This is a genomic window from Pseudanabaena sp. lw0831, assembly GCF_016584665.1.
Lineage (GTDB): Bacteria > Cyanobacteriota > Cyanobacteriia > Pseudanabaenales > Pseudanabaenaceae > Pseudanabaena.
The window spans coordinates 55,540-74,967 of sequence record NZ_BBJB01000057.1 but is presented as its reverse complement, the minus strand read 5'-3'; the positions used below and the strand labels follow the sequence as shown (position 1 = coordinate 74,967).

At 42.9% G+C, this 19,428-nt stretch carries 20 protein-coding genes; 14 read left to right on the top strand and 6 right to left on the bottom strand.

The window, feature by feature from the left end:
• Nucleotides 1-50: 50 nt before the first annotated feature.
• Together APA_RS11235 and APA_RS11230 are read right to left on the bottom strand one after the other, a co-directional pair.
• Complete coding sequence (locus tag APA_RS11235; protein WP_201322365.1) at nucleotides 51-2,540, bottom strand: ATP-dependent Clp protease ATP-binding subunit; 2,490 nt, start codon at nucleotides 2,538-2,540, stop codon at nucleotides 51-53.
• Between the two features lie 222 nt (nucleotides 2,541-2,762).
• Nucleotides 2,763-3,677: a sulfite exporter TauE/SafE family protein gene (locus tag APA_RS11230; RefSeq protein WP_236579510.1), complete on the bottom strand. Its 915-nt coding sequence runs from the start codon at nucleotides 3,675-3,677 to the stop codon at nucleotides 2,763-2,765.
• Nucleotides 3,678-3,757: 80 nt separating this feature from the next.
• Here APA_RS11230 and rimI point away from each other — a divergent pair, with 80 nt between their 5' ends.
• From rimI to APA_RS11215, 3 genes are all read left to right on the top strand, one after another.
• Nucleotides 3,758-4,297 (top strand): ribosomal protein S18-alanine N-acetyltransferase, encoded by a 540-nt coding sequence (gene rimI / locus APA_RS11225; RefSeq protein WP_201322364.1) that lies wholly within the window; start codon nucleotides 3,758-3,760, stop codon nucleotides 4,295-4,297.
• A gap of 142 nt (nucleotides 4,298-4,439) precedes the next feature.
• Complete coding sequence (locus APA_RS11220; RefSeq protein WP_201322363.1) at nucleotides 4,440-5,042, top strand: hypothetical protein; 603 nt, start codon at nucleotides 4,440-4,442, stop codon at nucleotides 5,040-5,042.
• Nucleotides 5,043-5,142: 100 nt separating this feature from the next.
• Nucleotides 5,143-6,414 carry a peptidoglycan-binding protein gene (locus tag APA_RS11215; protein WP_201322362.1) on the top strand — a complete coding sequence of 424 codons (1,272 nt, stop codon included), beginning with the start codon at nucleotides 5,143-5,145 and terminating at the stop codon, nucleotides 6,412-6,414.
• Between the two features lie 108 nt (nucleotides 6,415-6,522).
• On the opposite strand, the gene APA_RS11210 is transcribed toward APA_RS11215, so the two are convergent.
• Nucleotides 6,523-7,116, bottom strand: a complete 594-nt coding sequence (locus APA_RS11210; protein ID WP_201322361.1) for an L-threonylcarbamoyladenylate synthase — start codon at nucleotides 7,114-7,116, stop codon at nucleotides 6,523-6,525.
• Between the two features lie 94 nt (nucleotides 7,117-7,210).
• The gene (locus tag APA_RS11205) at nucleotides 7,211-7,777 is read right to left on the bottom strand and encodes a DUF2854 domain-containing protein (protein ID WP_236579509.1); all 567 of its coding nucleotides are present in this window, start codon (nucleotides 7,775-7,777) and stop codon (nucleotides 7,211-7,213) included.
• 633 nt (nucleotides 7,778-8,410) lie between these two features.
• On the opposite strand from APA_RS11205, the gene rpoD reads away from it, so the two are divergent.
• From rpoD to APA_RS11160, 9 genes are all read left to right on the top strand, one after another.
• Nucleotides 8,411-9,598, top strand: coding sequence for an RNA polymerase sigma factor RpoD (gene rpoD / locus APA_RS11200; protein ID WP_201322360.1), 1,188 nt, complete (start codon nucleotides 8,411-8,413; stop codon nucleotides 9,596-9,598).
• 298 nt (nucleotides 9,599-9,896) lie between these two features.
• The gene (locus APA_RS11195) at nucleotides 9,897-10,763 is read left to right on the top strand and encodes a hypothetical protein (protein WP_201322359.1); all 867 of its coding nucleotides are present in this window, start codon (nucleotides 9,897-9,899) and stop codon (nucleotides 10,761-10,763) included.
• A gap of 365 nt (nucleotides 10,764-11,128) precedes the next feature.
• Nucleotides 11,129-11,485: a hypothetical protein gene (locus tag APA_RS11190; protein ID WP_201322358.1), complete on the top strand. Its 357-nt coding sequence runs from the start codon at nucleotides 11,129-11,131 to the stop codon at nucleotides 11,483-11,485.
• A 248-nt stretch (nucleotides 11,486-11,733) separates the two neighbouring features.
• Nucleotides 11,734-11,874 carry a 50S ribosomal protein L34 gene (gene rpmH / locus APA_RS11185; RefSeq protein WP_201322357.1) on the top strand — a complete coding sequence of 47 codons (141 nt, stop codon included), beginning with the start codon at nucleotides 11,734-11,736 and terminating at the stop codon, nucleotides 11,872-11,874.
• Between the two features lie 76 nt (nucleotides 11,875-11,950).
• Entirely contained in the window at nucleotides 11,951-12,301 is a 351-nt protein-coding gene (rnpA, locus tag APA_RS11180; protein ID WP_201322356.1) for a ribonuclease P protein component, read from the top strand.
• Nucleotides 12,291-12,689 (top strand): PH domain-containing protein, encoded by a 399-nt coding sequence (locus APA_RS11175; RefSeq protein ID WP_201322355.1) that lies wholly within the window; start codon nucleotides 12,291-12,293, stop codon nucleotides 12,687-12,689. The genes rnpA and APA_RS11175 overlap by 11 nt, the downstream gene beginning before the upstream one ends.
• Nucleotides 12,690-12,791: 102 nt before the next feature.
• Nucleotides 12,792-14,093 carry a membrane protein insertase YidC gene (yidC, locus tag APA_RS11170; protein ID WP_201322354.1) on the top strand — a complete coding sequence of 434 codons (1,302 nt, stop codon included), beginning with the start codon at nucleotides 12,792-12,794 and terminating at the stop codon, nucleotides 14,091-14,093.
• 81 nt (nucleotides 14,094-14,174) lie between these two features.
• Nucleotides 14,175-14,693 carry a R3H domain-containing nucleic acid-binding protein gene (locus APA_RS11165; protein ID WP_201322353.1) on the top strand — a complete coding sequence of 173 codons (519 nt, stop codon included), beginning with the start codon at nucleotides 14,175-14,177 and terminating at the stop codon, nucleotides 14,691-14,693.
• Nucleotides 14,693-15,196: a DUF177 domain-containing protein gene (locus APA_RS11160; protein ID WP_201322352.1), complete on the top strand. Its 504-nt coding sequence runs from the start codon at nucleotides 14,693-14,695 to the stop codon at nucleotides 15,194-15,196. Before APA_RS11165 ends, APA_RS11160 begins: the two co-directional genes overlap by 1 nt.
• Nucleotides 15,197-15,390: 194 nt before the next feature.
• Here APA_RS11160 and APA_RS11155 read toward each other — a convergent pair whose 3' ends face one another.
• The gene (locus APA_RS11155) at nucleotides 15,391-16,923 is read right to left on the bottom strand and encodes a lipopolysaccharide assembly protein LapB (protein ID WP_201322351.1); all 1,533 of its coding nucleotides are present in this window, start codon (nucleotides 16,921-16,923) and stop codon (nucleotides 15,391-15,393) included.
• 277 nt (nucleotides 16,924-17,200) lie between these two features.
• Between APA_RS11155 and APA_RS11150 the strand changes: the two genes are divergently transcribed.
• Entirely contained in the window at nucleotides 17,201-17,353 is a 153-nt protein-coding gene (locus APA_RS11150) for a chlorophyll A-B binding protein (RefSeq protein ID WP_094534911.1), read from the top strand.
• 84 nt (nucleotides 17,354-17,437) lie between these two features.
• On the opposite strand, the gene rpsF is transcribed toward APA_RS11150, so the two are convergent.
• Nucleotides 17,438-17,890, bottom strand: coding sequence for a 30S ribosomal protein S6 (gene rpsF / locus APA_RS11145; protein WP_236579508.1), 453 nt, complete (start codon nucleotides 17,888-17,890; stop codon nucleotides 17,438-17,440).
• 421 nt (nucleotides 17,891-18,311) lie between these two features.
• Between rpsF and APA_RS11140 the strand changes: the two genes are divergently transcribed.
• Nucleotides 18,312-19,424, top strand: coding sequence for an ATP-binding protein (locus APA_RS11140; protein WP_201322350.1), 1,113 nt, complete (start codon nucleotides 18,312-18,314; stop codon nucleotides 19,422-19,424).
• Nucleotides 19,425-19,428 lie beyond the last annotated feature (4 nt).

The window sequence follows — 19,428 nt, the reverse complement described above, 5'->3', positions numbered from 1 at the left end:
CCAGACAAAGGTAAGCCCCGCGCTTAGCGTAGGGCTTGCCTTTATCTATCTTAAGCTGATGGCAGCAACTGAAGGTTATTTTCAGAGCCGCTTAGAGCTTCTTGTTCGATCACTTTGACCTTGCCATCGTCATCGACATCCACCTGTACAGATGCGCCTTCACGCACTTTACCTGTCAGGATCTCTTCTGCAAGAGAATCTTCGAGCAAGCGCATGATCGCGCGACGTAATGGACGTGCACCGTAGCTAGGGTTATAGCCTTCTTGGACGAGCAGATCTTTAAATCTCTCAGTTACCGTAAGGACAATATCCTTGTCGAGCATCCGTTTGAAGAACTCATTGAGCATGAGATCGGCAATCTCTTTGACTTCGGGCTTAGTCAACTGACGGAAGACGATGATTTCGTCGAGACGGTTGAGGAACTCTGGGCGGAAATATTGCTTCAGCTCTTCATTAACTAGCGATCGGATGCGGGTATAAAGCGCATCTTCTTGGCTAGCTGCGAAGTCAAAGCCAAGTCCACCGCCACCTTTTTCGATTACCTTGGAGCCGACGTTGGATGTCATGATCAACAAGGTATTCTTGAAGTCAACAGTGCGACCCTTGGAGTCCGTCAAGCGCCCGTCTTCGAGTACTTGCAAGAGTAAGTTAAAGACATCGGGGTGAGCTTTTTCGATTTCATCGAATAAAACTACGGTATAAGGCTTGCGACGTACTGCTTCGGTAAGTTGACCACCTTCGTTGTAGCCCACATAGCCTGGGGGCGAGCCGATCAATTTCGATACGGTGTGACGCTCCATGTATTCGGACATGTCGAGGCGAATCATCGCATCTTCTGAACCAAAGAAGTAAGCGGCAAGAGCCTTGGTTAGCTCTGTCTTACCAACTCCTGTAGGACCTGAGAAGATAAAACTAGCGATCGGGCGATCGGGACTCTTGAGACCGACGCGAGCACGACGGATTGCGCGAGAAATTGCTTTAACGGCTTCGTCTTGACCGATGACGCGGCTATGCAGGGTTTCTTCCATCTGCATGAGCTTGACTGATTCGGATTCAGTAATTTTGAGAACAGGTACGCCAGTCCAAGAACTGACGATGTAGGCGATGTCTTCTTCTGTTACATGAATCTCAGGTGCATCTTCGGCTGGAGTTTCCGCCTTTTTGGTTTGGCTGAGGGCGCGAATTTGTTGTTTGAGATCGATTTCGCGATCGCGCAATTCGGCGGCTTTATCAAAGTCTTGTTTGCGAACCGCATCATCCTTGTCCTTGAGAGCTTGACGTAATTCTTTGTCAAGTTCTTTGGCAGCGGGAGGTAACTGCGAGTTGATCAAGCGCACCCGCGATCCTGCTTCATCCATTAAATCGATCGCCTTGTCGGGCAAGAAGCGATCGCTGATATAGCGATCGGCTAGTTTCGCAGCGGCAACTAATGCTGCATCATCGATCTTCAGCTTGTGATGCTCTTCGTAACGTTGACGTAAACCAATCAAAATCTCGATAGTTTCTTCGACACTAGGCTCACCGACCATGACAGGCTGGAAGCGCCGTTCGAGAGCAGCATCACGTTCGATGTGCTTGCGATATTCGTCAAGGGTAGTTGCGCCGATGCATTGTAGTTCGCCACGCGCAAGGGCAGGCTTAAGAATGTTGGCGGCATCGATCGCGCCTTCCGCAGCACCAGCACCGATCAAGGTGTGAACTTCATCAATTACTAAGATCACATTGCCAGCAGTGCGGATCTCTTCCATGATCTTTTTGAGGCGTTCCTCAAATTCACCCCGATACTTTGTGCCAGCGACCAGCAAACCAATATCTAAAGTGACAACTCGCTTTTCTTGGAGAATATCTGGTATGTCACTATTAGAAATCCGCTGTGCTAGCCCTTCAGCGATCGCAGTTTTACCGACACCAGGTTCACCGATCAAAACAGGGTTGTTTTTGGTGCGGCGACCGAGAATTTGGATTACTCGTTCAATCTCTTTTTCACGACCCACAACAGGATCGAGTTTGCCATCTTGGGCAAGCTGGGTCAGGTTTGAGCCAAACTCGTCAAGGGTTGGTGTTTTGGTGCGTCCTGACGAACCGCCACCTGCGGAGACTTCAGCAGTCTCACCCAACATACGGATTACTTGTGTACGGACTTTGGACAAGTCTACGCCCAGATTTTCTAAAACTCTAGCGGCCACACCTTCGCCTTCGCGAATTAGTCCTAGCAATAGATGCTCAGTACCGATGTAGTTATGTCCCAACTGGCGAGCTTCTTCTAAGGACAACTCTAGGACTCTCTTGGCGCGAGGTGTGAAAGGGATTTCTACCGCGACAAAACCAGAGCCGCGTCCGATGATTTTCTCAACCTCAATCCGTGCATCTTTGAGGTTTACACCCATCGACTTCAGTACTTTGGCGGCCACGCCAGTTCCTTCTCCGATCAGACCCAATAGAATTTGCTCTGTGCCGACAAAGTTATGACCGAGGCGGCGAGCTTCCTCTTGAGCCAGCATGATGACTTTAATTGCTTTTTCTGTAAAGCGTTCAAACATGGCGTTTCCCCATACTTTGCTGCGTTCTGGTTAAAGTAAATACTAGCACAGCATCAACAGCATTCTGTGTGTACGGATCTCACCCTTTTTAACCAAAGTTTAAAGTTACCTCTTAGGGATAATTTTTGCTTTTTACGGGTCGTTTTACTTATCATTTTTAGTTTTTTGTTGCTTGCGAAACCGATTAAGTAGGCGCTTTGCTATAGAGATCCTTCAACAAAATTAAAACAAATTAAAAAACAAATCGCGTTGCCCCCAAAGCATCCATGTTCCACCGATCGCCATAAAAGCAAGTACCACTTGGCGAAACTGGTGGGGACTCATCCGACTGAGGATATATTTCCCAACAAGATTGGCAGGTATCGCCGACAAACCGATCGCGAGTCCTGCAATTATTTGTTCCTTCGACATGGCAGCCAGTAGCCCGTAGGTGACAATTTTGACTAGATGAATGATCGTCATGTGCGTGGCTTTAGTGGCAAGCATTTTCTCTTTGACTAAGCCATAGCGGAGATAGAAAGGATTTAATACGGGTCCAGTTGTTCCGACTAAACCTGATACATAGGCTTTGAGGAAACCCGCAGGCATGATATGCCAAGCTTTGAGTTGAAATTTGGGCTTTACTTTTTCAGGAATTAACGCTGACTGCTCTAGATCGCTCAATTCGGTCAATTCACCTAACTGATTGATCTCGATGAGTTCCTCGATCTCTTCTAACTCTTTGGAGTTATCGACCAGTTTGATCTGTTTTGCCTTATCTTCGGCAACGGTTTTTTCGGGACTTTTTTCTAGTTCAAATAAAACTGCACTCACAATTAGGAATATTGCAATCACTATTTGCAGCCAATCTAGATGGATTTTGGTAAAGGTATATGCGCCCAAGACTGCGCCTGCGATCGCGCCAGGTGCATACCAAGCTGTTAATACCCAGTCAATATCGCGCCAAAATAGCAAAACTCGATGGGCATTACCAAAAAACATGCCAATTGTAATTACAGGGGGAACGGCGGCGGCTCCCATGAGTAGACTGACTAATGGAATTAAAATGAAGGGGCTGCCACCACCCGCCAGAGTGCTAACAATCCAAGCAAAAAAGCTAACTACGCTGAGATATACAATTGGCATGAATTCTGACATTGATCGATAATCCGTTTTGATCAGGTTCGGATGTGTGGCGAAACCATACATCCTCATAAATCTTTAGATAATTACAACACATGAGCCTTTCGACGCGAATCTATCTAAGTGAGATTGATCAAAAATTTTTATCGCAACTACGGGCGATCGATTGCGCATGTCTTGGTGATTTTTGGAGCTTAGAAGCCTATCAGCGTGAAATCGACAATCCCAGTAGCCTTATGTTGGGCTTAACTACCGAGAATTATGAGTTACTGGGTTTTGGCTGTTTATGGTCAGTTCTAGAAGAAGCACATATAACAGTATTAGCAGTCCGACCTGAATATCAAGGTCAAGGTTTTGGTAAGTCGTTGGTCTGGGGCTTGCTTAAAAAAGCTCGCGATCGCAACTTAGAATGGGCAACCCTCGAAGTACGTGAATCTAATCATGTGGCGATCGCTCTATACGAAAGTTTTGGCTTTAAGGAAATTGGTCGAAGACCCAAATATTATGAAGTAACGGGCGAAGATGCGTTGATGTTATGGTGCAAAGGTCTACATACAGAGGAATTTGGGGTATTGCTGGGGCAATGGCATGAGTCAATCTCGGAGAATCTATTAGCTAAGGGCTGGAATTTATAATTTCAGAAAACCTAAAAACTGTACTGCCCGCTGCGCGGGCAGTACAGTTTTTAGGTTTTTAATTATGCCAAGGTACTTACGATAGAATTAGCTTAGGTTCATGAGCAATTAAGTCGCTTTAGGGTTAAAGGTCTAAACAACGATGAAGATATCAGACTGGGCAAAACAAGCTATCAGCTTAGCGATCGCGAGTTTGGGGTTTTGGAATGTGGCGATCGCAAATGCTGCGGCACAACTAGGCAATGTTGTTGTCTATATAGCAGGTAATAATCCTGTAACTCTGGATATTGCAAGACAAGTCGTCACTAATCCTGTAGTTGCTTCAGTTAATGGACAGACCTCCATTGTCGCAGGGTCATTCGATGCTTCGACCGCAGACTCTGTGACCAGAGAATTACAACGACGCGGCGTAGCCGCACAGCAGGCTTATCAAACCTCCCAAACTTTTCAGCCGACTCAACCTGCTAATACTTCACCCTATGTAACCTTGCCGAGTTATTTGCCTAGCAATTACTCTACAAATAGCATTGAGAATTCGGCACAATATCGCTACGTTACCGCAGTTCCCATGCGATCTATGGCAACTTTAGACCAAGTAAGACAATTTATTCCTAGCGCGTTTGTGGCAAAGTCAGGTCGTGGCGACTATATTTATGCGGGCGGATATCCAAATCGCGATGCCGCCGAATCTTTGAAACATTTCTTGCGATCGCAAGGACTAGATGCTCGTGTACTCTATTTTTAACTTTAGAGAATAAAAATGGTTCAAAGCACCACTTCTATTCTCTAAAGTATAGATTATGAGCCAATTACAGACCATAAACTTTCATAGATTTGGGCTAATTATGGACTCGATATTAAGACAAGGTAGTAAGGGTAATGCTGTCGCTGAGTTGCAGCAACTTCTCCAAAGTAAAGGATTTTATAGTGGCAAAATTGACAGCGATTTTGGTGCTGGTACAACAAATGCTGTCCTGAAATTTCAAAAAGCGAATGGATTAGTACCTGATGGCATTGTTGGTAGTTCTAGCTGGGCTAAACTGCGGGCGGGCATACCGACTTCATCTCAGGGATTGCAAACATTGTTACCAGGCTCCAAGGGCGCTGCTGTTTCTCAAGCGCAACAACTGCTCAAAGACAAAGGCTATTACCAAGGTCGCATTGATGGTGATTTTGGCGTGGGTACAAGGGATGCGATCGCCGCATTTCAACGCGCTAATGGATTGACCATTGATGGCAAAGTGGGAGAACAAACATGGAAAAAATTGCAAGCGCCAGCGATCGCTGATGTCACCCCACCCGTCACAGTTGTGGAGATTGTACGCCCATCATCGCCGACCCCAACCCCAGCAACTCCATCGCCAATCCCAACACCTTCGATTTTTGTCCCTTCCCCAACGACTCCAGTAACAGCTAATAATCCAAGTGTTAACACGCCATCACCAGTTCCGACCGCAAGTCCAATTAGCCTAGTCGATGCTGCAAATAGTTATAGCCGCGCTAGATTGCCAAATCAAACCGCCGCAATTAACAACTTGCAGGCAAGTGTCACCCCAGAAATATTGCAGCAATTCTTTCAGCGTTGGCAAATTGCCTCTGGACTAGCAACTACAGCTACATCTTTGCAAGATGCCTTCAGTGGTTATAACAATGCCCAAATGCTCAACCAAAATCTTGCTTTGCAATGGTTACAAAGCCAACTCTTGTCACAGACGATCGCTCAATTTCGCCAAGATTGGTCAAACCTCAATACAGGAACAGGTACAGGCACAACTACTCCATTTACGCCGACACAACCTATTGAACCTACAACCAACAATCCTCAACTACAACTTATCAATCTGACTGCTGCTGTAAAAGTTTATACGCGCTCGGCAAACCAGCTTACTGCATTGGAAAATTTGCAAACTTCTTTGCCAGCACAGACTATGCAACAGTTTTTCCAACGTTGGTCACTTGCCTCAGAACAAACGGCGATCGCTATTTCTCTGGTGGATGTGTTTCAAGACTACGACAGTCAGAAATTTCCTAGTCAAGTAACAGCGTTGCAATGGTTAGAAAAAGAGCTAACTACAGCCAACCTAGAAAAATTCTCACGAGATTGGCAAACAATCTAAACAAAAAAGGGCGCTTCGCGCCCTTTTTTTGTTTGGATTGAACAAACCCAGTATATTTATTGAAAGTGTTGCGAAGCAACACTTTCAATAAATATACTGGGTTTTAATTCAGTGCTTTACGCTGTAAAAACTGACAGCACCTTGGCGACGAACTAACCAACCATCTTTCGTCCATTCCACTACAGTTGATGGCAGTCCACTACCAGATCGTTCAGTAATGTCGATCCCATCTCCCAAAGTCATTACTGAGGGAAAAGAATTATTAATTTCGATCATTTTGCGTAAAGGCGGCTCGTTACTTTTATTGGCACTCGTGGTTAGCATTGCTCCTGTCTGCTGCAAAATGGCGATCGCTGTTTTACTATCAGGAATTCTCACTCCTAGGGTAGTAAAGCCTTGATTTAAAATACATCCGCGATCGCTAGCTGGCAAAACTAGAGTCACCGCGCCTGCAAAATATTTCTGAGCAGTTTGTTGCCAAATCGCTAAATCAGGATGAGCTATATCTAGAAATGGGAGAAATTCTTCCCAACTCGCCGCCATCAAAATTAACGGCTTATCAGGCGATCTCTGCTTGAGCGTAAAAATATCAGCACTGCGATCGGGACGTACCGCCAAAGCAGGCACAGTATCTGTCGGGAAACTAACTAATTTTCCCGATCTTGCGCTCGCTACCAAAGCTATCAAAGAGACTAAAGCCACTGAATACCGCTATCCCCAAACTGCTTAAATACATACAAAATAAAAAGCCAGTTTTTTGTGGCGAGACGAAGCTGCGCCACAAAAAACTGGCTTTTTATTTTACCGAAATCAACTTTAAATCAACTTCCTTATTTTCTAATTCTGTAACAACGGCTAAGATTCCAGGACCAAAAAATCGCGTTAATTTGTCTTGTTTTTGTTGCCAAGTCGCAAAATCCATCAATGGCGATCGAAAACGTAAAACTAAACTGTAGGCTTCCTTAGTTTCTACGGATTGTGAAATTTCCTCGTAGATGCCAACTAAGACTGGGCGCTCCTCATCGGTAGGACTCATCCCTAGTTTTTCTAAAATTTCATCTAAATGCGCCTTGACACCGTAACGATAGCGGGTTACATCTTTGCGTAACTGCTTTTGTGTTGAAGTTTCTTGTAAATTACGCAAAGCTAGAACCGCTTTAGATTCAGGAACAATTACAGGTATTGGTGTTACTTCCGAAGACTTAAAAGCAAATCCTCCCAATAAAATTGGAAAACCATAGAAAAAACCAATCAGATTTAGCGTGGAATTTCCTTTAGCATAAGCCCAAAACCCTACTACAAATAGAATTGCGCCAACATACAAACCAATTGAAGCTAGGGATATTTTATTAGTCTTAGGCATAATCAAAATTTAATAATACTTAATAAATGTAGCTTTTAACCGCATCGATTTTTTGAAGATATTTTTTGGCGATCGCTTTATGTATAGGCATAGCAATTGTAAAGCCCACACAGTAAGAGGCGCAAAGCGCCGTCTCTTAATCTATGTGGGCTTTATTTAGAGCTTTCTCCAGTCTCGTTAGCGCATAAAACTCAAAAGATAATGTAGCTATAGCCAAGTGAGTTAAGAAATAAAACCCAAAAGAGAGTTGCGGCGCTAAGCATCGCAACTCTCTTTTGGGTTTTGGTTTTGTCCTAACAGTAAGTGGCTATAGCTACATATAGAGCTTTGCACCATACTAATCTTTTACGTTTTGATTGGGTTTCGTGTGAAGTGATTATGGCAATAGTTGCCAAAATTCTTTTGTCAAAAAATTTTTTTTATAATCGGGTTTGCCATCGTTAGACTATAAATATATAAGTAGGAATTACGCTAGTTTGACTAAATTCAAGAATTGTAAATTAACCCTTAGACAGGTTTTTCATAATTTTAAGTAGCCCAAACCACCATTTTTATATTTGGCAAGCTACAATCATCTAGGTGTAATTCCCCGTAGCACAAAGTTTTAGACAGTACGGATCTGAGGAATCTGGCATGAGCAAAACAGCCATCGACCTACCTATTGAAATCAAGTTGCCTGTTGGCAAACTTGGCGGAAATCTTGAAGAAATTGAAGAAGACCTTGAAGACCTAGATGATGATATCGAACTCGAAAAGGACGATTCAATTGATGACTCAGATGAAGACGCTGACCCTGATGATGACCCTGACAAAGCTGGCAAGGCAAGGGGGACTAAAAAACGAGCTAGCCAGACTAAGAAAAAACATTTTACTGAAGACTCGATTCGCCTCTATCTCCAAGAAATTGGTCGTATTCGCTTGCTCAGAGCTGATGAAGAAATTGAGCTTGCTCGAAAAATCGCTGATCTTCTAGAGCTAGAGCTAAAGCGCGAAGAAATAGCTACCGAAGTTGAATGCCATCCTGACGACGTAAGGGAAGCTGACTGGGCAGTCAAAATGGATATGCCCCTCGGAGAGTTTCGCAAACGACTACATTCTGGTCGCCGCGCCAAAGACAAAATGGTGCAGTCTAACCTGCGACTAGTGGTATCGATCGCTAAAAAGTATATGAATCGTGGATTGTCTTTCCAAGATTTAATCCAAGAGGGTAGTCTAGGCTTGATCCGTGCCGCTGAGAAATTTGACCATGAAAAGGGTTATAAATTCTCGACCTATGCGACATGGTGGATTCGTCAGGCGATTACTCGTGCGATCGCCGATCAATCGCGCACGATCCGCTTACCTGTTCACCTTTACGAAACCATTTCGCGGATCAAAAAAACTACCAAGTTGCTTTCCCAAGAAATGGGGCGCAAGCCAACCGAGGAGGAAATTGCCACTCGCATGGAGATGACGATCGAAAAGCTGCGGTTTATTGCCAAATCTGCCCAGTTGCCGATCTCCCTCGAAACGCCAATCGGTAAGGAAGAAGACTCTCGCCTTGGTGACTTTATTGAATCTGAAGGTGAAACTCCTGACGATCAAGTTGCTAAGAGCCTATTACGCGAAGATCTTGAAAGCGTCCTCGGTACTCTTAGCCCTAGAGAACGTGATGTCTTACGTCTACGTTATGGGCTTGACGATGGGCGCATGAAGACGCTCGAAGAAATCGGTCAAATCTTCAATGTCACCCGCGAGCGCATCCGCCAAATCGAGGCTAAGGCTCTCCGCAAATTGCGCCATCCTAATCGCAATAGCGTTTTAAAAGAGTACATTCGTTAAAAAGTAAAGGTAGCGCTTAACGCTACCTTTACTTTTTAGGTTTTAAATTTTATTGTCTTCTTATAAAAGAGGCTCTATAGGTATTTCGGGGAGGTCAAACATGATAAAAGGCTCAATGCTTTTAATGACGGGAGCTTCAGACATCGAAGACCTCCGAGTCTAAAACTATTACACATCAAGCATTTCAGCCACTTAAACTAAAGCGTCTCCCCGAAACACCTATTGAGCCATAAAAGATTCTTGTAGGCGTTCATGCTCGTATTTTTAATTCACGGGGTCGCGACTCAAGATGCTGGTTATGGCGACCAATTCAAGAGAAAAGTTAAGGAAAACCTTAGCAAAAGGAATGTTGAGTCACCCATTTTTTTTCTCAAGTTTTTGGGGACATGCTTTTAAAAGTAAAACCGATCAATTGTTTAATTGGGTTCGAGCTGACGTAAAAGATTTGTCTGATAAGTGTAGAGCACTCAATAATTGCGGTAATGATATTTATCGTTATCAAGAAGCTCGTGAAGACTTCATTGCCAAGTTTTTTGGTGACTTCCTGACTTATCTCAACGTTGACAAAGGTGCAGCAATTCGCAAACAAATCTTGAGTCAATTCCAAGATTTTATTGATAATCATCCTGAAGACAAAGAAATCACGATAGTTTCACACTCGCTTGGCACATTAGTTTTATGGGATCTACTCTTCGCTAAAGATTTACCTGAAAACGATCCCGCCAACGAATTTCGCAAATTTTTCAACTCTAATGGGCTGAAATTGTCTGGCTTAGTCACGATGGGTTCACCACTTTTATTTATGCGATTAAGGCAACCTATCGACTTCTCAGCAGTTGATGATTTTGCAGAAAAAAGCAACGAGGCTCTCACGTGGCTCAATATTATCCACGCTTCAGACCTAATTGCTTATCCTCTAGGCAATGCAATCAAGCATGATAAGGCTAAAAACTTCCTATTCACCGATCAATTTCTATGGATGCATGCAAATGGTGCAGAGTCAGGAGCTTTGCGCTTCGGTAATGGTCATGCTGGTATGGCATTGGGCATGGCGGATGCTCATGGTGGATACTGGAGTAACGATGTTCGCAGATTTGATGGCATTACTAGTGAGCGGAGATTACGTCCCTACGAAAAGAGTTCACACAGGTTGGCAAAGCTATAGTGAAGATGTTCCTAAAGACTATGCAAAGAAGAAAAAGTAGTAATTTTGTAAACAAAGTTTAGAGACTGGAGTGAGCTATGAGTAGCCTGATAACCATCGAAGATATTTATAAACTATTTCAAAAATCTCAAGAAGAAAGCGATCTCCGTGCTGCTGAAAGAGATCCTTATGCGGGAAACTTTTTCTAAAAGGGACACAAGCGATCACACCACAGCAAAAAAATCATGAGTGAGTCCATCAAAGCAAGCCGCGCTAATGTCGAAAGCTGGTTAGTTTTATTGCAAGAGTTTAGGAAATAATGCGATCGCTTTTTTGTTTTTAAGGCAGTACACAGTAACATTACTTAGATAAGGAGCAAAAAACAAATGACGGAAGCCCCACGATTAGAAGCGGCTTTATTGGCTCTAACTCAGTCTGTGCAGACTTTGATAGAAGAGACTAGAGTTACTAATAACAATCTCAACAGCCTAGTTGAGCATCTTTATACAAGAAATGATGTGGTAGCCAATGATGTAGTAGACATCAAAAATGAATTGTACGAATTTAAAGAGGTGTTTAAACAGCAAGCTTTAACCGCCGATCGCTATGCCAATGCAGCCCAAGCCCAAGCCCTTGCAGCACAAGCCCAAGCTGAATCAGTCAAAGTCCAGTCTGATACAGCCAAAACTCAAGCCGACAATATTCGATTAATGATTGAAATGCTTAATAGGAAACAGGCTTAATTAGGCGATCTCGCTACAGCCAAAAAATCATGAGTGAGTCAATCAAAGCAACCTGCGCTAATGTGGCACTCGGTGGTTTAACCGTTGATGTTTTGTTGCGATCGCAAATGACGAAAATTATAAACCTGTAACTTGGTGAGTCCTGCAGATTTTCGGTAATCCTATACATAGGCTAAACACAGGTGTTATACTTAGAAGCCTGTGAAAAAAAATGACATCCTTAGAAACTAAATAAGTAAGTAACGGTTATGACAAAACGTACCCTACGCGGTAGTGTCCGCAAAAAGAAGCGCACCTCTGGATTTCGGGCCAGAATGCAAACGCCTACAGGTCGCCGAGTAATCAGAGCGCGTCGTAGCAGGGGTCGGATTCGCCTCACAACTGTATAAACGATCTAGCGATCGGCTATTACTAGATTTAATTCATAACCATAATTTGTAATCGATTTGCAATTGTTAATCACTAGTGCTTCCTAATCAAAACCGTCTGCGGCGGCGTGAAGACTTCGCAAAAGTATATGCCAAAGGCGATCGCTACAGAGGCACTTACTTGAGTCTGCGAATTCTTTTTGATAGCAATGACCCTTTAACAAGGATAGGCATAGTTGTTAGCAAAAAAGTCAGCAAGTTGGCGGTAACCCGTAATCGATTTAAACGTCAACTTCGCGCCATTTTTCGTCAACTTCTGTCACAATTGAAGAATGGATTGCAAATAGTTGTAACAGTGACTACTGTTCAGAGCAAGCCAAGTTATCAAGAGCTTTGGGATGACCTAAAGAATTTATTAGCAAAGGCGAAGGTTTTGCATGGCAGTTAACGAGGAAGTTTACTACGAAGGCGCACCCCACATTGGCGATCTAATTATTAGCTTGCTGATGAGTATTTTTGTGATCACAATTCCCTTTGGCATTGCCGCGATCGCAAGAGCATTGTGGGTACGTTATCGGATCACCAACCGACGCATTACCGTAACAGGTGGTTGGAGAAGTCAAACCCGTACAGATATTGTGTACGCGGAAATTGCCAAGATTGTCACAGTTCCTCGTGGTTTTGGCAGTTGGGGTGATATGGTACTGACCCTCAAAGATGGTTCTCGCCTTGAACTAAAATCTTTGCCTAAATTTCGAGAAACATACGAATATATCGAATCGAAGCTAAGCCTCAAAGCGCAAGACATAAGTGGCGCGATTGGTGGCAAAGCCTAAAATATTTAAGGATCGCTCTCCAACATTAGTTATTGGGCGATCCTAATTTTGATGAGTGATATTCGTTATCATTCGGATGCAAACACAACAGTAAAGTAGAAAATGGATTTCGGTGTAGGTTTTCTTTCCAACAACATAATGTTGCCTTTCCTAGATTTTTTCTACGGCATCGTGCCGAACTATGGATTGGCAATTATTGCATTAACGTTGGTTGTACGTTTTGTGTTGTTCCCAGTTAGCGCTAATCAGCTTCGCAGTATGCGCCGCATGAAAATCGCTAACCCTGTGATGCAACAAAGAATCAAAGAAGTTCAAGAGCGCTACAAGAGCGATCCCGCTAAGCAGCAAGAAGAGCTAGCAAAGGTCAACTCAGCTAACTTCAAAGAATTTGGAAATCCTTTGTCGGGATGTCTCCCTGCACTAATTCAGTTGCCAATCCTGTTTGCCTTGTTTGCAACCTTGAGGGGATCGCCCTTTGCAGATATCAATTATTCTCTCAACTTTCAGATTGCGACTCCTGAAAATCAAGCCGAGATTCAACATCAGCCTTTTACCTCCCCTAGCCAGAACGTTTATTTTGCCGATCGCGTGCATTTCCCAGTTCTTGCAACCGCTGTAAACGGTACAAACTTAGCGATAGGTGAGCAATCGAAGATTGTGTTGCAGACTTCCCTCGGAAAAGACTTTAACGCACTAGCTACTGAATACCCAGATGTGGAGCTAACAACTAAGTGGAAAGTGACTAAGGGGCAAGACTTGGTTGAAGTTCTAGATGATGGAACCGTAATTGCCAAGCAAGCTGGTGATGTAACAGTTCAAGCAACAGTTCCTGGGCTAGCATCAAATAAAGGATTCCTGTTCATTAAAGCCCTCGGTAAAACTGGTGTTACCAATGCTGATGGCAGCATTAACTGGGATATCGTGATCATGGTATTGGGATTCGGCATCAGTCTTTATGCCAACCAAAATATTTCGAGTGGATCCACGCCTAAGCCTAGCAATGCCACCCCTGAAGCTTCGCAACAGGACACGATGAACAAACTCACACCAATTATTTTCTCTGGTATGTTTTTGTTTTTCCCACTGCCATCGGGTGTAATGCTTTACATGTTGATTGCGAATATTTTCCAAACTTTGCAAGCCTTTATTGTTGCTAAAGAACCACTGCCTGAAAACTTGCAAAAGTTGGTAGCGGTTTCTGCGAATTCTGCGCCTTCAGCTAAAGCTAGCTCTAAGTCTGACAGTAAAACTAGCGTCTCTAGCAAATCTGAAACGACAAAGACTGTTGATGCCAAAGCTAAAGTTGTAGTTGACGATAAAGATAGTGATACAAAGAGTCCGACAAAGTCTGCTATACCATTTGAGCCTAACTCGTCTAATAAGAAAAAGAAGAAAGGCTCTTAACTAAACTGGGTGATGTAAAGCGTCACCCAATTTAGTATTGGAATTATATTTAATAGAAATTTGATCAGGCAAGTAAGGTTTATGGAAGATACTTCAGCAAGTGCAAATTGGCTGCAAGAGCTTTTAAGTTTGATGGGTTATGCGACTTCGGTTGATATTAGTATTGCCGAAGTATCTCCAGAACAAGTTGCCGCTGGCTCCAAGAACTATTGGCTAGAGATAAATGCTCATGGTTTACAGGATCATCAAATTCAAAGATTAATTGGGAAAGATGGCATAGTAATTGATTCGTTACAGTATTTGTCCAGTATTCTTTTGAATCGTCACTTACCATCAGACAATGCCGAAACGGAAAATCGAAATTTTTACACAGTCGAACTAAATGGCTATCGATCAAATCGTATAGCTGACTTACAGGCTTTGGCAGAAAATGCGGTGCGGCAGGTTCGCGAGACGCAAACTGAGTTTGTAATTAAGCAATTGTCGTCTGCCGATCGCAGACATATTCATCAGCTTTTAGAAGATTTTCCAGATATTGAAACCCATAGTCAGGGTCGAGAGCCAAATCGTCATTTGATTGTCAAGTTGTTGCAGAGCTAATGGAAAAGTTATATATACCTCAGATTGCTAGAGCCGTAGAGGCGACTGAAACTTTTGAATTCAAAGAATTTATTGAGGGGCTGGAGACATTAACTCCTGTACAAGGGATGATTAGTGTCAGGCATGTTGGCTCTTTTCTCGAAGTTAGTTCTAAAGCTTCGACGATTATGACTTTGACTTGCGATCGCACGTTGGTGCAATTTAACTACAGGTTGGCGATCGACAATTCTGAGAGGATTTGTCTGGCTGAGCCTTTGCCAGAAAGTGAGTATCCCAGAGAGCGAGAAATTGAAACGGGTGACTTAGTAGAGTCTATATCGCCATCTGGTTATTTTGATCCTGCGGCTTGGCTATACGAGCAATTAATTTTAGCTATTCCCTATCCGAAGATTGCACCTGATGCGCCTGCTCTTGAAATTACAGATACAAACTGTCTTGACGGCTCAAAAGCTCCTATCGATAAGCGATGGGAAATTTTAAATTCCTTAAAACTACCTGAATAATAGCAATCACCCAAATGGCGTTGCTATAAACCCAAAGAATAATAGCGGCGCGGCGCGCCGCTATTATTCTTTGGGCTGTGATTTTTTCTAACTAATTCGAGTATTGCGATAGGTTGGGGGTTCCAAGTCCCGAAAGCGTGACTATACTTTCGGGACTTGATATAAAAATGGCGTGCAAAGCACGCCATTTTTTGTTAGCCAGCGCAGGCAAATAACTTTTCTAGTTGTGATTTCTCTGTGGGATTTTCGATGGTTTGAGCGATTTCCTTGGCTTTATCGCGTTGACCGATCGCCCAATAGGTACTGCTGATGTCTGAGTACGCTCTGGAGCGAATGTTGGGATCTGGCGCAGTTTTGGCGATCGCAAGACTCTCTTGCAAAATTGGCTCCACCTTTTCAGTTAGCCCAAATTCACCATAGGTACTTGCCACAATATTGAAAGCGAAAAGACGATCAATGGGTTGTGGTAGATCCTTGGCGATCGCTAAGGATTGATCCCAAGCTTTAGCCGCTAAATCAGTCGATTTGATGGCTTGATATTGGCGACCGATTTCTACTAGTAGCGTAAAGACATCCATTGAAGGTGCAACAGCGCTTAGCCCTTGCAGACTTTGATCGAATAATTTGATGGCAACATCGTTTTTCTTGTCCTTGGTGTAGGCGATCGCCACATTGGCTATACCAACGCTTTTTTCAATCGATTTCTCATCAAGGTTGCCAATAACTTCTAGGGCTTTGTCATATTGCTTGGATACTAAGTATTGACTTGCAACCAAAAAAAGCGATCTCGTCTTTAAAAGTTCAGCATTTGCGATCGCGGCTTGTTCGACAGCTTTAGGATCGGGCGTGGCTTTTTCCTCCTTAGGCGCACTAGCTTTTAAAGCTTTATTCGCTAGTTTTAGAGTAGGTTTTTTAGTGGTTTTGGCATTCTTTGCCGCTTCTTTTGCCGAAGCGATCGAATTGTCACGCATCGCATCAAATTCTTGGAAGACCGCATTTAATGAAGCAATCGCTTTGGCATGATTTCCCGCTTGGGCGTAGCTACCAGTAATTTCAACTCGCGCTCTAGCTTTGATATTGGGATCTTCGATCATCGGTAACAAGTCAGTTGCTGCTGAAATCGAAGCTTCAGAATTAAAATCATCGCCAATCTCGGTATAGACATTGGCGATCGCGGCAAAAGCCCGCGATCGGACATAGGAATCTATGATCTCAGGTGTTGCCTGAGTTGTATCGGCGAGTAAATTCTGAGCATTCTCTTTTTTACCTGCTTCCCCATAGGCTTGTGCAATTTTGATGTTGGCAAAAACTCTATCGACAGGATCGGGTAATGTTTTGGCGATCGCTAAGGCATCATTAAGCGCATTCACTGCTAACTTGGGCTGCTCAGCTTTGGTTAGGCGACCTGCTGTATCCAATAGCGCAAAAGCTTGGAGAGATGGCGTAGCGATCGTGTTGGCTGTGGTTAAGCTTTTTTCTAAAACTTTCTTAGCTTGGTCTGGACGCTGTAATTCTAAATATTTACCTGCGATTTCAGTGTAGGCAGCAACCTTGGCTTCGGGGGATGTCCCTGCATCTGCCAATGACACGAAGCACTGAAGTGGGACACCCTGAAACTTTGCATCTCCCGACTTTTTGGGACTAGCTGCCCATACTGCGCCAGTTGTTGTCAGATTGACTAACAATGCTAAGCAGCCAGCCAGAAGCCGCATCCATATTTTTCGCATAGTTAATTTTGTCCTTGCGTAGATTATTGCGTGAATATCTCTTGGATTCTACCCAATTCGATAGCGATCGCACCTATAGATGTTGCTAAGCCAAACCCAAAAAATATAATTGCGGCGCTTCGCGCCGCAATTATATTTTTTGGGTTTGGCTTGAATGTCTTTACGAATATCAAGTTTATCTATCTAAAGGCAGAAAATATAAAGAAAGATTGCGAATAACTAAATAATCTGTTACATTGCTAAATATAAGTTAACTAACTACAAAGGTAATTCGATTATGTCTGACGAAAGCCGTAACGTTTGGAATTGGGGTTTCACTTCTGGTGCTGAAAACTGGAATGGACGCTTAGCGATGATCGGATTTGTATCCGCATTAGCGATCGAATTAATTAGCGGTCAAGGCGTTTTGCACTTCTGGGGCATCCTGTAATTTTTTAATATTTAGCCAATAAAAAAGCCTCGACTAGTCGAGGCTTTTTTATTGGCTAAATCAAGGCTGTGAAGCGCCTTTGTTTTATTCAGCAGCAGCAACTTCAGCAACAGCTACTGGTTCAGCAACAGCAGATATTTCAGCAGCAGCTACTGGTTTAGCAACAGCTACTGGTTCAGCAACAGCTACTGGTTCTTCAGCGTCAGGAATGATTGCTTCAGCATCTTCTTCTTCAACGGCTTCTGGCTCTAATTTGATCGTCATATAACGAATCACATCATCGGCAAGACGCATGGATTTTTCTAAGCTTTCGATGGTTTTAGGAGTTGCGGTGTAATTTACTTGAATGTAAATGCCTTCGCGGTGACCTTTAATGTCGTAGGCTAATCTGCGTCTGCCACGATGTTGAATCGTAATATCTTCAGATTCTTGTTGTACTAAGAAGTCTTGATATTTAGCGATCGCGGCATCGGCTTCCTGATCGGGAAGATCGGGACGCAGGATATACATGGTTTCGTACAAACGCTTAACAGTCATTGAATTTTTTCCTTACGGTCAGTATTTGGCTTCTGTTGGTTTAGGTTCAGAAGCAAGGATTTATTATCATATCGCGTTAAGGCGTTCAAAAAATAGATTTTCAGGAAATACAGCAATTCAAACTAAGTAGCTTGGCACAATTAAATATAAAACCCAAAAATATGTCCCGCCCGCTGCGCGGGCGGGACATATTTTGTCTCTGATTTTTTAATTATGCCGAGGGATTTGCCAAAACCAATTTTGGGATTTTCAGTGTCCGAGGCACTGAAAATCCCAAAATTGGCTTCATAACAAAAGATAAAGGTTGTCACAGAGTGACAACCTTTATCTTTTGGGCTAATTTTATATATTAATCGTATAATTACAATAAGTGGATCAAAGAGCTATTTAGCTTAGGCGCAATAGAGGCATAGTGAAAAATATGGCAGTGAAAACTAAGACGATCGCTGATGTCCTGATTGTAGAAGATGAACTTGTTACTGCAAATGCCCTATCAGATGTTTTAGCTGATAGGGGCTATCGAGTTCTGGCTATAGCTGATAGTAGTGATGGCGCAATTGCTTCTATCCATCATCAGATCCCAGATATTGTTTTGATGGATATTAAACTAAGAGGTTCAGTTAGTGGGATCACTGCGGCTAATGAGATTCATAAAATAGCAGCTATCCCCGTAATTTATCTAACTGCTTTTAGCGATCCTGAGACTTTAGAAAAAGCGATCGCTACTTCTCCCTACGGATATCTCACTAAGCCACTTAGATATGCGGAAGTTAATGTTGCGATCATGCTGGCTCTGAAGAAGCATCATGAAGAAAAAATATTGCAAGAAGCTCTGGACAAAGAAAAAGAGCTTCATACTTTAAAGTCTCGTTTACTTGCCATGGCATCCCATGAATTTTCAACGCCAATGTCGGTAATTCGATTATTAATTTGGAAATTACAAACCTTTGAAGAGCAAATAACTAAAGAAAGTAGAGCCAAAAATCTTGCTTCTATTCAATCAGCAATTAAAGATATTAACTGGTTACTTGAAGAGGTGAAATTTATTGCCTGTTCTGAATCTGGGAAATTCCCATTTAATCCTGAAAATGTAGATACGATCGCCTATTGCCGACAACTTGTAGATAGCTTTGACACAGAAGAAAGTATGCGTAAGTGTCGGATTAAATTTCATAGCCATGGACAATGTCAAAAGTTGAAGTTAGATAAGAAACTGCTATGGCATATATTTATGAACTTGGTCTCTAACGCTATTAAATATTCATACGAAGGGGGGACTATTGATGTGGAATTGATCTGTGAATCAAAGCAGTTATTTCTAAGTATTGGTGACCATGGTATTGGTATACCTGATGAATATTTAAACAATCTATTTTTGCCATTCTTAAGAGCTGATAATGTTGGGTCTGTCAAGGGATTAGGAATGGGTTTATATATAGTAAAGCAAGCTGTAGAAGCTCATTCTGGAAAAATTACTATAGAGAGTGAAGTCAATATGGGTACAAAGTTTACAGTTGTTTTACCTTCAGCATAGTAAA